The 13431-nt window shown below is 58.2% G+C and carries 14 protein-coding genes; 8 read left to right on the top strand and 6 right to left on the bottom strand.

Features of this window, described 5'->3' with window-relative positions:
* The 4 genes from V7680_RS09080 to V7680_RS09095 form a co-directional block, all read left to right on the top strand.
* The coding region (locus V7680_RS09080; protein ID WP_335652973.1) for an acyl-CoA dehydrogenase family protein at positions 1-388 on the top strand (388 nt) is incomplete at its 5' end.
* Positions 389-495: 107 nt separating this feature from the next.
* Entirely contained in the window at positions 496-1254 is a 759-nt protein-coding gene (locus V7680_RS09085; protein WP_335652974.1) for a crotonase/enoyl-CoA hydratase family protein, read from the top strand.
* 7 nt (positions 1255-1261) lie between these two features.
* A complete protein-coding gene (locus V7680_RS09090) occupies positions 1262-2209 on the top strand; it encodes an alpha/beta fold hydrolase (RefSeq protein WP_335652975.1) in 948 nt (315 codons plus the stop codon).
* 174 nt (positions 2210-2383) lie between these two features.
* A complete protein-coding gene (locus V7680_RS09095) occupies positions 2384-2809 on the top strand; it encodes an RcnB family protein (RefSeq protein ID WP_335652976.1) in 426 nt (141 codons plus the stop codon).
* Positions 2810-2864: 55 nt separating this feature from the next.
* Here the strand turns inward: V7680_RS09095 and V7680_RS09100 are convergent, their stop codons facing one another.
* From V7680_RS09100 to V7680_RS09120, 5 genes are all read right to left on the bottom strand, one after another.
* Positions 2865-3842, bottom strand: coding sequence for an NAD(P)H-dependent flavin oxidoreductase (locus tag V7680_RS09100; RefSeq protein ID WP_335652977.1), 978 nt, complete (start codon positions 3840-3842; stop codon positions 2865-2867).
* A gap of 70 nt (positions 3843-3912) precedes the next feature.
* Positions 3913-4941 carry an acyl-CoA dehydrogenase family protein gene (locus tag V7680_RS09105; RefSeq protein ID WP_335652978.1) on the bottom strand — a complete coding sequence of 343 codons (1029 nt, stop codon included), beginning with the start codon at positions 4939-4941 and terminating at the stop codon, positions 3913-3915.
* A complete protein-coding gene (locus tag V7680_RS09110; protein WP_335652979.1) occupies positions 4941-6095 on the bottom strand; it encodes an acyl-CoA dehydrogenase family protein in 1155 nt (384 codons plus the stop codon). Before V7680_RS09110 ends, V7680_RS09105 begins: the two co-directional genes overlap by 1 nt.
* 108 nt (positions 6096-6203) lie before the next feature.
* The gene (locus V7680_RS09115) at positions 6204-8165 is read right to left on the bottom strand and encodes an alkyl/aryl-sulfatase (protein ID WP_335652980.1); all 1962 of its coding nucleotides are present in this window, start codon (positions 8163-8165) and stop codon (positions 6204-6206) included.
* A 66-nt stretch (positions 8166-8231) separates the two neighbouring features.
* Complete coding sequence (locus V7680_RS09120) at positions 8232-9029, bottom strand: enoyl-CoA hydratase-related protein (protein WP_335652981.1); 798 nt, start codon at positions 9027-9029, stop codon at positions 8232-8234.
* A 103-nt stretch (positions 9030-9132) separates the two neighbouring features.
* Between V7680_RS09120 and gspH the strand changes: the two genes are divergently transcribed.
* Positions 9133-9612 carry a type II secretion system minor pseudopilin GspH gene (gene gspH / locus V7680_RS09125; protein ID WP_335652982.1) on the top strand — a complete coding sequence of 160 codons (480 nt, stop codon included), beginning with the start codon at positions 9133-9135 and terminating at the stop codon, positions 9610-9612.
* The gene (gene gspI, locus V7680_RS09130) at positions 9609-10022 is read left to right on the top strand and encodes a type II secretion system minor pseudopilin GspI (RefSeq protein WP_335652983.1); all 414 of its coding nucleotides are present in this window, start codon (positions 9609-9611) and stop codon (positions 10020-10022) included. Before gspH ends, gspI begins: the two co-directional genes overlap by 4 nt.
* Before the next feature lie 15 nt (positions 10023-10037).
* Here the strand turns inward: gspI and purU are convergent, their stop codons facing one another.
* The gene (gene purU, locus V7680_RS09135; RefSeq protein ID WP_335652984.1) at positions 10038-10898 is read right to left on the bottom strand and encodes a formyltetrahydrofolate deformylase; all 861 of its coding nucleotides are present in this window, start codon (positions 10896-10898) and stop codon (positions 10038-10040) included.
* A 126-nt stretch (positions 10899-11024) separates the two neighbouring features.
* Between purU and V7680_RS09140 the strand changes: the two genes are divergently transcribed.
* Entirely contained in the window at positions 11025-11774 is a 750-nt protein-coding gene (locus V7680_RS09140) for a 6-phosphogluconolactonase (protein ID WP_335652985.1), read from the top strand.
* 127 nt (positions 11775-11901) lie between these two features.
* Positions 11902-13431 (top strand): acyl-CoA synthetase, encoded by a 1530-nt coding sequence (locus V7680_RS09145; protein WP_335652986.1) that lies wholly within the window; start codon positions 11902-11904, stop codon positions 13429-13431.

The raw sequence follows: 13431 nt of genomic DNA on the forward strand, positions 1-13431 counted from the left end.
CGGCGGGGCGCAGTCGGTGATCGATTATACGCTGGAATATCTCAAGACCCGCAAGCAGTTCGGCAAGATCATCGGCAGCTATCAGGCGTTGAAACATCCGACGGTCAACAATTATGTCGAATATGAAAAAGCGCGGACGCATCTCTATAGCGCGGCGCACAGCTGGGGCGAGCAGGGCCGCGGCGAGGTTGCCGTGCGAATGGCGGCAGCACAATCCCACTCGAGCTATTCCACGTCCGCTGACCGCGCGATCCAGTTCCACGGCGGCTTCGGCTTCACCCATGACTGCGATGCGCAGTTGCACCGGCGGAAGGCGATTTTGGCAGGTGCCCTGATCGGCGATGCGGCTTACCAACGGTCGAAGCTGGCCAACCTGTTGTTTGATTAAGGACTGATTTCCCGTTCGTCCTGAGCTTGTCGAAGGACAGCGCTAGTCGATAGGCGCACTTCGACAAGCTCAGCGCGAACGGGTGTGAACCAATAAGGAGAAACGATATGTCTGAAGTACTCACCGATATTCAGGACGGTTTCATCATCGTCACGATCAACCGGCCCGATGCCAAAAATGCGATGACCAAAGCTGCGGCTGAAGGCATTCGCGCGGCGATGGAGCAGCTCGACAATGACAATAGCCTCAACGCCGGTATCATCACCGGCGCTGGCGGGACATTCTGTTCCGGCATGGATCTCAAGGGATTTTTGCGCGGCGAAACGCCATCAGTCAAAGGCTATGGCTTTGGCGGGATCACCGAAAAGGGCCCGGAAAAGCCGCTGATCGCTGCGGTGGAAGGCTATGCATTGGCCGGCGGTCTCGAACTGGCTCTGGCTTGCGACCTGTGCGTTGCCAACGTCAATGCAAAATTCGGCATTCCCGAAGTCAAGCGCAGCCTGGTTGCAGCGGCCGGTGGCGTCATCAAGCTTCAGCAACTGGTCGGCAAGCGGATCGCGATGGAATGGGCACTGACCGGTGACTTCTTCAGCGCCCAGCGCGCTTATGAAGTCGGCTTCGTCAATCGCGTCACCGAAGGTGCTGCTCTAGAGGCCGCCATCGAATTGGCGACAACGATTGCCGCAAATGGCCCGTTGGCGCTGAAAGCGACCAAGAAGATCATCAACGAAAGCTACGACTGGTCGAGCGAGGAAGCGTGGCAAAAACAGGCAGAAATCACCATGCCGGTGTTCACCTCCAAGGACGCGCAGGAAGGCTCGCTCGCCTTTGCCCAGAAGCGCAAGCCCGACTGGAAGGGTGAATAAACTCTCCATGACCAGCACTGATATTGTTGACCTGTGGGCGGGCTCGCAAGACCTGCCCGCATGGTTTGTCCAAGCGATGGCGGTGCCGCGCGAAGAAGCTTTCGTCGAGATTGATGGCCGCAAGGTCCATTATTTCCGCTGGGGTGAGCGCGGCAAACCGCCGCTGCTGCTGACTCACGGCTTTCTCGCCCACGCCCGCTGTTTTGCATTTGTCGCACCGTTTCTGGCCGGGGATTACGATATCATCGCTTATGATCTGGCGGGCATGGGCGACAGCGAAATTATTGATGATTGCGACAATGCCAAACGCGCCAAAGGTATGATCGCAGTGGCCGAGGCTCTCGATCTATTCTCCGGTCCGGTGAAGCCGAAGATCATTGCCCACAGCTTTGGTTCCGGGGTTGCCCTGACCGCGATGGAGATGGCGGGCGAGCGCTTTGGCGGGCTTATCATCTGTGACCTGATGATCATGCGTCCCGAAAAGCTCGTCGCCCATTTTAGCGGTGGTGGCGGACCTCCCGGTTCCGGCAAGTCGGACAAGCCCAATAATGTCTACGCCGATTACGATACCGCGCGCGGGCGCTTTGTTCTGGCCCCGCCGCAGGATGTGCAAACTCCGTTCCTGCTCGAATATATGGCCTATCACAGCATGCGTGAGGTCGAGGGTGGCTGGTCGTGGAAATTCGATCCGATGGTCTTTCACCGCAGCGAGAATGACCAGGCCCAATGGATGCATGCGCCGCAGCGCATCGCCGATCTGCCGCACCGGCTGGCGATCGTCTATGGCGAGAATAGCAAATTGTTCGACGCCGACAGTGCCGCCTATATCGGTGAACTCGGCGGCGGCCACATACCGATGATCGCGGTGCCCAACGCGAAACATCATCTGATGCTGGATCAGCCATTGGCATTTGTGACGGCTCTGCGCTCTGTTCTGACGATGTGGGAGGACTGACGCTCGCCACTGGCGGCTGATTTTCGTCCATTAGCTGATCGCCAGATGAACCGATTGGTGCATCTGCGACAAACCAGTACAATAAACCGTGAATCTGGCAAAGTCCTGCGACAGGTCTCCCTTATTTCTGTTTGTGACGCCGCAGTTGGCGCCGGATAGAAAAAGGAATTGAACATGAGAAAGTTTCTGATGGCTTTGGCAGTGACAACAATGGCGGTGTCCCCGGTGATTACCGCTCAGGCGCAGGCCGCCCCGCACCAGACGTCCAAGAAAGTTACGCAAAAGACGGTCCAGAAAACGACCTCGAACAAGCAGGGCAAGCGCGTAGTCACGAAAACCGTCACCCGGCAGAAAGCAGCTCCTGCGCGCTACAACAGGACATCGGTCGCGGTGAAGCAGAACCATAGAAACTGGTCGAAGGGCCAGAAATTTGACCGGCGTTATGCGACCAATTACCGGGTGATCGACAACCCGCGGGCCTATCGCCTGTCGAATGCGCCGCGCGGCTATCAGTGGGTCCGGTCCGGCAATGATGCGGTCCTGATCGGACTGACCAGCGGCATCGTCGGTGCCGTCATCGGCAACGCGATCTTTCGGTAGGCTATGATCGGCTAAAAAAAGGTCCCCGGGACACTCCCGGGGGCCTTGATAATATTCAGGCAGCCATGAAGCCTTTGAGCCGCTGATTGATGATCTGATCCGCTTCGACCATGATCCGGTCAATCAGTTCCTTGCAGGTCGGGATATCGTTGATCAGGCCAGCGACCATGCCGCAGCTCCAGGCGCCAATGTCCATGTCGCCTTCGAGCATGATCTTGGGATAGACGCCCGCGACTTGTTCGATGACGTCGCTGAATTGCAGGTCTGCACCTTTTTCCTTCTCGATTTCGAGCAGGCGTTCAACCGCCGGGTTGTTGAGCACCCGTTCGGTGTTGCGCAATGGCCGCATCACCAGGCGGGTATCCAGTTCGCTGGCCGCGACGATCGCATCTTTCACGTTCTGGTGCACCGGTGCCTCCTTGGTGGCGATGAAGCGGGTGCCCATGTTCATGCCTTCGGCTCCCATAGCGAGCGAGGCAACGAGGCTGCGGCCATCGGCCTGGCCACCGGAGGATACGAACGGAATATCCAGTTCATCCGCAGCGCGTGGCAGCAGGATCATGTTCGGGATATCATCTTCGCCGGGATGGCCACCGCATTCGAAGCCATCGACCGAAACCGCGTCACAGCCAATGCTCTGCGCCTTTAGCGCGTGGCGGACGGCGGTGCATTTGTGGATCACCTTGATCCCGGCATCGTGCAGCGCGGGGAGGACCTGGACCGGATTATTGCCGGCGGTTTCGACGACCTTGACGCCGCCTTCGATGATCGCTTTGACCATGCCGGCATAGTCCGGCGAATTGACGACCGGCAGAAAGGTAAGGTTTACGCCGAACGGCTTGTCGGTCATGTCGTTGCAGCGGGCAATTTCATTAGCCAACGCTTCTGCAGAAGGCTGGGTCAACGCAGTGATGATGCCCAGTCCGCCCGCGTTGGACACGGCAGCGGCCAATTCGGCAAATCCCACATAATGCATGCCGCCCTGAATGATCGGATGTTCGATTCCAAAAAGCTCTGTGATGCGTGTTTTCATGGGATTTGCTCCTGTCGTTGGAAGGATTGGAGGCATGTTTGCTCCATCCGGGAATCATTTAATCGTGCGATTAACTAGCAATCCACTGGCCGGTTGTCACGCCTTTCCAGATATCATCCGGCGACGTTACGGCCAGCTCTTCTCCGAGCCGTTTGGACCAGTGATGCTCGTTGCCCAGCGCGTCGCGCCACGCCCAGAGCCGCCTGGTATAATGGTGCAGATCATATTCCTGGGTATAGCCCATCGCCCCGTGGACCTGATGGAACGGCACGGTGACCGCCTCGACGCTATGGCTGATCTGGACTTTTGCAATCACAGCCTCGTGCCACGCCGGTCCCGGATCATCGGAGTGGCGGGCGATCGCGCTGGCGGCCTGTGTCGCTGCCATGGTTGCCGCTGCGCATTCCGAAGCGGCGACCGCCAGTTGATGCTGGATCGCCTGAAACTTGGACAGAGGCCTGCCGAATTGTTCGCGTTGCGACACATATTCGATCGACATAGTCAGCGCCGTTTCCATGGCTGCTGCCATTTGTACCGCGCGGACGGTCAGGATCAACGCTTCCACCGCGCGGCGCGAAAGATCGGTCTTGGCCGACTGTTCCGCGACATGGCCGGAGAATATGAATTGCGTCATGCCGTCAGGCGAAAGGGCCTCTTCCGGCGACCGCACCGCTACGCGATTGTCGAACATCGAGATTTCGTGATGCGCCTCGTCGAACAGGACGATCTTGTCGGCGTGCATGCCAAAGGGGATGTCGGCGCTCGGCGTATGGCCGCTGAGCGCGAAGCTGGCGCTGCCGTCGGCGGGTGCCAGACCGGCGCGGTCGAGCATCCAGTTGGCGACCAAAGTCTCGGCAAAGGGCACTGGCGATGCCGCCTGTGCCGAAGCCCAGATCGCGCCAAAAGTTTCGTCATAGCCCGCGCCAAAGCCGCCATTGGCTTCACTGACCCATGCCAGCGGCAGACCGTTTTCGGTCAGCGCATCCCAAAGCGCCTGCGGATATTTGCCCGCTTCGGCTTCATGCGGAACTTCCCGGCCGCACAGGTCGGTATAAATTTTCGCCGCGGTTTCAGCGACCATGCCATCTGTATTTATCATCAGCGTAACCCCAACTGGCGAGCAGTAATGCCGCGCATGACCTCGGTCGTTCCGCCGCGCAATGTATTGGGCGGAGCGCGCAGCACGCCGATATTCATGATCCGCCGCATATCCGGGCTCCAGTCTTCGGACGGCAGGTCGTCGAGCATCGCGCGGACTTGCTGGGTCAGGTCATTTTCGAGCCGGTTGCCGAGGTCCTTGACCAGCGCCGCTTCGGTTTCGGGCGACACGCCCTGGCTGAGCAGATTGGCGATGCCCCAGGACATGCCTTTCAGCGTGCGGAGATTGGCGATCAGCTTGCCAAGCCGGCCATGGCTGTCCGAACCCATTTTCCCGCCTAGTTGATATAATGCGGTTTCCAGCGTGATATAGCTCGACAGGAACCGTTCCGGTCCCGAGCGTTCCATCGCCAGTTCGCCAGTTACCTGTGCCCAGCCACCACCTTCTTCGCCGAGCAGACAGTCGTCGGGGACGATCACATCTTCAAAATAGACTTCGTTGAAATGGGCATCGCCGGACAGGTCGACAATCGGTTTGATGGAGACGCCGGGCAGGCTGAGGTCGATCATGATCTGCGACAGGCCGACATGGCGGTTGCGGCCATCGGCTGGCGAAGTGCGCAGCAGAGCGACCATATAATGCGAGATATGCGCGCCGGAGGACCAGATTTTCTGGCCGTTGATCTTCCAGCCTTCAGCGACCTTCTCGGCCTTGGTTTTGACATTGGCGAGATCGGAACCGGCGCCCGGCTCGCTAAGACCGATGGCGAAATAGCATTCACCGGCAGCGATGCGCGGCAGGATATCGAGCTTCTGTTCTTCGGTGCCATGGGTGAGCAGCATCGGCGCGTGCTGCCGATCGGCGATCCAGTGCGCACCGACCGGAGCGCCGGAGCGCAAGGTTTCTTCGGTGACGATATAGCGTTCGAGCGCACTCTTGTCATGGCCGCCATATTGGCTCGACCATGTCAGACCGATCCAGCCGCGCTTGCCCATTTTCTTGGAAAACTCAGGATCGGCAGAGGCCATCCAGCATTCCGGCTCCGGTCTGAAATTGCCCGCATCGCGTTCTTCTCTCAGAAACGTCTGCAACTCGCCGCGCAATTCTTCAAGCGCCGGATCGGGCTGGACGACGGGGAAGTTAAATCTCTGCATGTCTTAGGCCTCTGTTACTTTCAACGTTCGTCCTGAGCCTGTCGAAGGGCGCCTGGCAAGGTGCTTCGACAAGCTCAGCACGAACGGATATGGTCTGTCCCCCGATGGTCACGGCGTCACAATATCAAACTGCGGGTCTACCTCGTCAAGCGCGCCGAACATAGCTGCCATCAAGGCCATATTGCCGGTGACGATCATGTCCTTGTTCTGGATCAATTCCGGCGCATTGGCCTGACGCATCAGCAATTTGGTGAACAGGGCGCGGCTGATCGTGATCTGGGTGTCTGACCCATCGGAAGTGGCGGTATAATCTTCCTTGCGCGGGAACATCACGCTCTTGCCGAGATCGATGCTGACCGCCTCTTTCCGGTCCGGGAACCAGAACCGGACAATACCGCCATCGCCCTGCATCTTGGACGGGTTGAAGCGGGTTGCCATGGCGTCAAACAGATCGACCGCCGGAATACCGCTAAGGACTTTTTCGTTGGCGGTGCTGATCGAATTCTTGACGTTATTGCCCTCGCGCAATTCCTTGGCGCCAACCAGATAAATATTCCGCCAGGTTCCGGCTTCGGTTTGAAAGCCTAACTGTTCATAGGTCGAGGCCAGCCATTTTTTGGCCGTTTCATCAGCCGGGTCGGCAAACACCAGATGGTTGAAAACGGTTGCTGCCCAGCGATAGTCACCGGCAGCAAAGGCTTTCTCGCCAACTGCCAGAGCCTTCCCTGTGCCGCCCATAGCCGCGACATATTTTTTCGAGGCTTCAACCGGCGGCAGTTCATGATAATGCGCCGGAACCGCGTCCCACCAGCCGAAATAGCGTTGATAGACCGCTTTGCTGTTATGGTTGAGCGTGCCGTAATAGTCCCGCACACCAAAGTCGGTGGCGGCGAAATCCGGTTCGCCGATATTCTCGGCAATCTCGTGCATGGTCGCGCCCTGATTGGCCTGACGCATGGTCTGGTCATGGACATAGCGATAGATGCCGCGCTGGTTTTTGAGGGCCGCCTGCACATTGTCGCTGCCCCAGGTCGGCCAGTGATGCGAGGCCAGCATCAGGTCCGATTTCGCGCCGTAGCGGGCGAGCATATCATCGATCACCTTGGACCATTTCAGCGTATCGCGGACCAGTGCGCCGCGCGGAGTCAGTACATTGTGGAAGGTACGGGTCACTACTTCTGCGGTATGCAGTGCCTTGAACTGAGGCAGGTAAAAAACCAGTTCGGCTGGGGCTTCGGTTTCGCCGGCGTCCATGAAGTCAAAAGCGATGCCGTCTACCGTCAGGCTCTCGCCGTCCTTGCTGATTGATCTGGTGGGCGGAATCAGCGCGACATCGCCGCTCGATATTTTCTGGCCCAGTCCGCCGCCGACATGGCCGGTCTTGCCAACCGGCAGGGCGGTGCCGAACTGATATTGAACCCGCCGGTTCATCGCGGTTCCGGCGATCACGCTTTCGCCGATTGATTCGGCCAGAAAGCCGTGTGGCGCGATGACTTGTATCTTGCCCGACTGAATATCCTCGGGTGATGCCACGCCGGTCACGCCGCCAAAATGGTCGCCATGGCTATGGGTGAAGATGACCGCGACGACTGGCCGGTTGCCGAGCGTCTTGTTGGCAAGGGCCAGTCCGGCCTTGGCTGGCGCAGGGGTGGTCAGCGGATCGACTATAATCCAGCCGGTCTTGCCGGCAATCAGCGTCATCTGCGCCAGATCATAGCCGCGAATTTGATAGATGCCGGGGACAACCTCGAACAGGCCGTGGATGCTGTTGAGCTTCGCCTGCCGCCACAGCGAGGGGTTTACGGTGTCCGGGGCAGCGCCAGAGATAAAGCCAAACTGGCGCGAATCCCAGGCGACGGACCCGTCCTCGTTGAGAATCTTGTCGTCGGCAATCTTGGCGAGAAAGCCGCGATTGGCATTTTCGAAATCCGTCTGGTCGGCGATCGGCAGGCTGGCGGCGACCTCGGCATTGGCCGCCTTGGTCGCTTCGGTGGCGATGCCTTGCGGAGGAGCTGCCTGTATCGGAGCCGCCAATATCAAGGCGACCATCGAAATAGCGGTCTTATTCATTCTCTCTCTCCTTATTGTTCCCTTGCGTAAGCAGGGGGGTCATCTCCCGAAACTTCCTAAAGGCGATCAAGCCCCCTTGAACACCGGCTTGCGCTTCTCGAGTATCGCATCAATCGCTTCGCGGTGATCATCCAGTTGCTGCAATACGCCCTGGAACAGAGCCGCCTGATCGAGATTTTCCTTCAGCGTCACGCTCTGCGCGGTGCGGACCAGTTCCTTGGTCTTGCGGATCGCCAATGGCGGCAGCGCAACGACCATTTCGGCCAGTTCATAGGCGCGTTCGAGCAGCTTGTCGTTTGCCACGACTTCGGACACCAGACCATAGTCCAGCGCCTTCTCGGCATCGATAAATTCACCGGTGAACAGCATCTGGTTGGCTTTTGCCTGACCGATGATCCGCGGTAGCAACCATGCTCCGCCGTCGCCGGGAATGATACCGACGCGCAGAAAGCTCTCGGCGAAAATCGCGTCTTCGCCGGCGATGCGGATATCGCACATCGTAGTCAGGTCATTGCCGGCGCCGATCGCGTGGCCGTTGACGGCGGCGATCACTGGTACCGAGATTTGGGAAAAGGCGAGCGGGATGCGCTGGATGCCGGTCTTGTACCAATTCTCGATTTCGAGCGGCGTCATATTCTGCTCGGCGGTCATCGCCTTGATCTCGTGGAGATTGCCGCCGGAGGAGAAGCTCTTGCCATTGGCGGCGAGCACGACGCAGCTGACGCCGGCGTCAGCATCAGCCTTGTTGATTGCGTTGACCAGGGCTTCGCAAAGATCCTTGGACAGGGCGTTGCGGCTCTCCGGCTTGTTTAGCGTGATGGTCACGATCCGGTCATTTTTCTCGTAGAGGACGACGTCAGCCATTAAAATTTCCTTTGCCCTGCGTTTCTTATCTTATCGTGCTGTCATTGCAGGGGATCGCGGATTCTGCAAGACTCGCTCCGCTCAAATCGCTAATTGGATATAGATGATCCGGCATAACAAACCAATCTCTGGCCATGATGCTGCCGGTTTCACACTGGTGGAATTGATGGTCGTGCTGCTGATCATCGGACTGATGGCGTCGGTGGTGATATTTTCCTTCCCGAGCGGCAACAGCGCTCTGCAGGAGGATGCCCAGCGCTTTGCCGCACGCACCGCGGCGCTGCGCGACAATGCGATCCTGCAATCGCGCCCGATGGCGGTGCAGGTCACGCCCTCCGGTTATAGCTTTCTCGAGCGGCGCAAGGGTAGCTGGTCGGTGATCGAGGACAAGCCGTTCGTGTCCACCGACTGGTCCAGCGGTGTCCGTGCGGCCACTGCTGAAAATGGGTCGATGATGATCAGTTTCGAAAGCACCGGCCTGCCCAGCGATCAGGCGGAACTGGTGTTGCAGAGCGATGGACAAAGCCGCAGCGTTCTGATCGCACCGATGGGTGATGTGAAACTGGCCGGAGCAGCGCCATGATGCGGCTTGGCGCCAGGTCCGGTGAGCGCGGCTTCACCCTGATCGAAATGCTGGTGGCGCTGTCGGTGTTCAGCCTCGCGGCGCTGGCACTGATCCGGCTGCAGGCCTTCACCACCCATAATGCTGCCGAACTCGAACTGCGCGTGGTCGCGCAATCGGTGGTCCGCAACCGGGCGGTCGAGCTGCTCACCGATCCGCGCCCGCCCAGCCTCGGCGAGAGCAGCGGCGAGGAGCAAAATGGCGGTCTCGACTGGACCTGGACGCAAAGCGCTCAGTTGGCCGATGGAGGCCAGTTCGTGCAAATTGATATTACGGCGCGGGAAAAGATCAGCGGTGCCCCGGCGTCGCTGACGATATTGCGGCCGGCGGGGATGTTGCTCGAAGCCAACGCCCCATTGCCGGCGAACTAATATTCGCAAACGTCTCTAGCGGAACACCACTGTCCGGTTGCCATTGAGTAATATCCGGCGTTCTCCGGCCCATTTCACCGCCTTGGCGAGAACCTGCGCTTCGATATCGCGACCGATCCGGATCATTTCCTCGACGCTGGCGCGGTGGTCGACGCGCTCGACCGCCTGCTCGATGATCGGACCTTCGTCGAGATCACCGCTGACAAAATGGGCGGTTGCCCCGATCAACTTGACGCCGCGCTCATGCGCCCGGTGATAAGGTTTCGCGCCCTTGAATCCGGGCAGGAAGCTGTGATGGATGTTGATGCAGCGGCCGGCCAGTCTGGCGCTAAGATCGTCGGACAATATCTGCATATAGCGCGCAAGGATCAGATAATCGGCTTGTCCGTGTTCCATCACGTCCAGGATCGCGCGTTCTTGTTCCGCGCGATTGTCGGCGGTAACGGGTAGGTAGTGGAACGGGACATCATGCCATTCGGTCAGATCGCGTAGGCTTTCGTGATTGCTGACCACGCCGACAATATTAACCGGCAATCCGCCCGTCTTCCAGCGGTGCAGCAAATCATTGAGACAATGACTGCCTTTCGAGACCGCTATAACAATATTTGGTTTGATCGCGCCGCTCACCAAGGTCCAGTCAAGCGCATATTGCTTGCCGATCACCGAAAATTTCTCGGTCAGTCCATCGAGACTGGCCGGAAATTTCGCGCCCGCAGCCTTGAACTCGACTCGCATGAAAAAACGATCCTGCTCGAGATCGGCATATTGCTGGCTGTCGAGAATGAAGCCTTCATGCTCGGCCAGAAATCCGGCAACAGCGGCAACCAGACCGACCCGGTCTTCTGCGGTGAGTGTAAGAATATAGTTGTCGGTCATATGGATATCGCCTTTTCAGCCCCCAATTGGCGCAAAGTGGAGAATTTTAAAAGCGGGATTTACCCTTGTGCTGAGGTCTGCAGCGATTAGAAGCGCGGAAGACTTGATACAGATCTGGATATCGCGATGAGCAAACTCGAAGACGCATTAGAAAATTTTGACATGGATGACTTGCCGGAAGACGAGGAATCGATGCTCGAATGGTGGGATTTCGATGACGCCGACGAGATGGTTTCTGCCGTCGCCGGAGACATCCAGTTCATCATCGAAAGCGCCCTTGATGCGCGCGGCGATGCCTTGCTCGCCTTGCCTGCCAGCGAAGAAGCGATGCCGGTGCTCGAGGCGCTGGCGGAAAAGCAGATCAAGTGGAAATATGTCACGATCATCCCGACCGACGATCTTCTGATTCCGCTCGACGATCCGCGCAGCCATGCCAAGAAACTGGCGCAATTGTTTCTGACCCGCGGCGCGCGGGTTCTGCCATTGGCGCCGGATCACGAAGACTATCACATGGCCGGCGCTGCCGCCGATGCGCGGCTGCGGGACACCAAATGGCCTGCGGATCTGGTCTGGCTGGGCATGGGTGAGGGCGGTAGCACCGCCGGGATGGTGGAAAGCGCCGATCTGGAAGAGGCGCTCGATGGCCCGCCGGAAAAACTGGTGGTTGGCTTGCTCCCAGAAGGCGGCGATACGCCGCTGGTGACGCTTACCAAGGCCGCTATTTGTGAAGCGCGTACCGTGATGGTGTTGCTCAACGGTGCTGCCAACCAGACAGTGCTCGAAAATGAAATCGAACAGGGCGCTGCAAGCATGACCCCGATCGGGCGGATATTCGCCGATTTGACCGTTCCGGTGGATATCTACGTCGAGAATTAGGGGCCGTTACAGATTTCTATCGTCAAGCGCTGTGACTATCGATTGATTTAACTGTACGATTAAACCATGGTACTGCAATTGCGAATCGCCGGATTAAGGTGATCGTCCAATTGGAGAGCGCCTTAATATGCATCCCTATCTGCACGCTGAAGAAAATCCCGACAAACCAGCCGTTATCATGGCCGGGTCCGGAGAGATCATCACTTATGGTCAACTCGATAGCCAGTCCAACCAGATCGCCCAGCTTTATCGGTCCCGGGGTCTGCAAATTGGCGATACGGTCGCGATTTGCATGGAAAATAATCCGCAATTTTTCCCTGTCACATGGGGATCGCAACGCTCCGGTCTGATCCAGGTCGCCATTTCCAGCCGCCTGACCGCCGATGAAGTCAGCTATATTTTGAAAGATTCCGGCGCAAAATTGCTGATCGGATCAAAGCAGATGCTGCCGATACTCGATCAGGTACAAGCGTTAAATCCCGATGTCGGCCAACTGGTATTCGGCGCCGATGACGAGCGCAACATGGCCGCTGTGCTGGATAGCATGCCTACCACGCCAATTGCCGATGAGCGGGCTGGCGTCGACATGCTCTATTCATCGGGCACCACCGGCACGCCCAAAGGCATAAGGCTGCCTCTGCCAGAGGATGAAGACATTGCCGGGCGCAATGCCCTCGGGGCGCTTGCCGAGTTGATTTTCGGTTTCCACAAGAATTGCGTCTACCTCTCTCCCGCGCCGCTTTATCATGCGGCGCCGTTGCGCTGGAACCTCGCCGTGCAGGCACTGGGTGGTACCAGCGTCATCATGGAGAAATTTGATCCGGAACAGGCGCTGGCGCTGATCGAAAAATATCGCTGCGATGTCGGGCAATTTGTCCCGACCCATTTTGTCCGGATGCTGAAACTGCCGGAAGAGACACGGGCCAAATATGACGTGTCGTCGATCAAGAGCGCGGTGCATGCTGCTGCGCCGGTGCCGGTGCCGATCAAGGAAGCGATGATCAAATGGTGGGGACCGGTGCTCAACGAATATTATGCCGGGACCGAAGGCAATGGCTTTGTTTTCTGCAATAGCGAAAACTGGATGACGCACAAAGGTACGGTGGGCCAGCCGGTCAATTGTCAGGTGCATATTTGCGATGAAAATGGTGAAGAAGTGGCCGTTGGTGAAGAAGGCCAGATCTATTTCGAAGGCGGTGCGAAATTCGAATATCATAATGATCCGGACAAAACCGAGGCGGCGACCCATAGCAAGGGCTGGACCTCGCTCGGCGATGTCGGGAAAGTGGATGAGGATGGTTTTCTCTATCTGACCGACCGCAAGAGCTTCATGATCATTTCCGGCGGGGTCAACATTTACCCGCAGGAGATCGAGAACCTGCTGGTCACCCATGGCAAGGTTGCCGACGCAGCGGTCATCGGTGCGCCCGACGAGGATATGGGGGAGAAGGTCGTCGCGATCGTCCAGCCTATGGATATGGCCAATGCCGGACCGGAGCTGGCCCAGGAGCTTGAAGCCTTTCTCCGCCAGTCGCTCTCCGGCGTCAAGATCCCCCGGCAGATCGACTTTCGAGCCGAGCTGCCGCGTCATGCTACCGGCAAGCTTTACAAGCGGCTGTTGCGTGATGAATATTGGAACAAGCAGGAAGCGGGATAG

The organism is Parasphingorhabdus sp. (genome assembly GCF_036963705.1).
Lineage (GTDB): Bacteria > Pseudomonadota > Alphaproteobacteria > Sphingomonadales > Sphingomonadaceae > Parasphingorhabdus.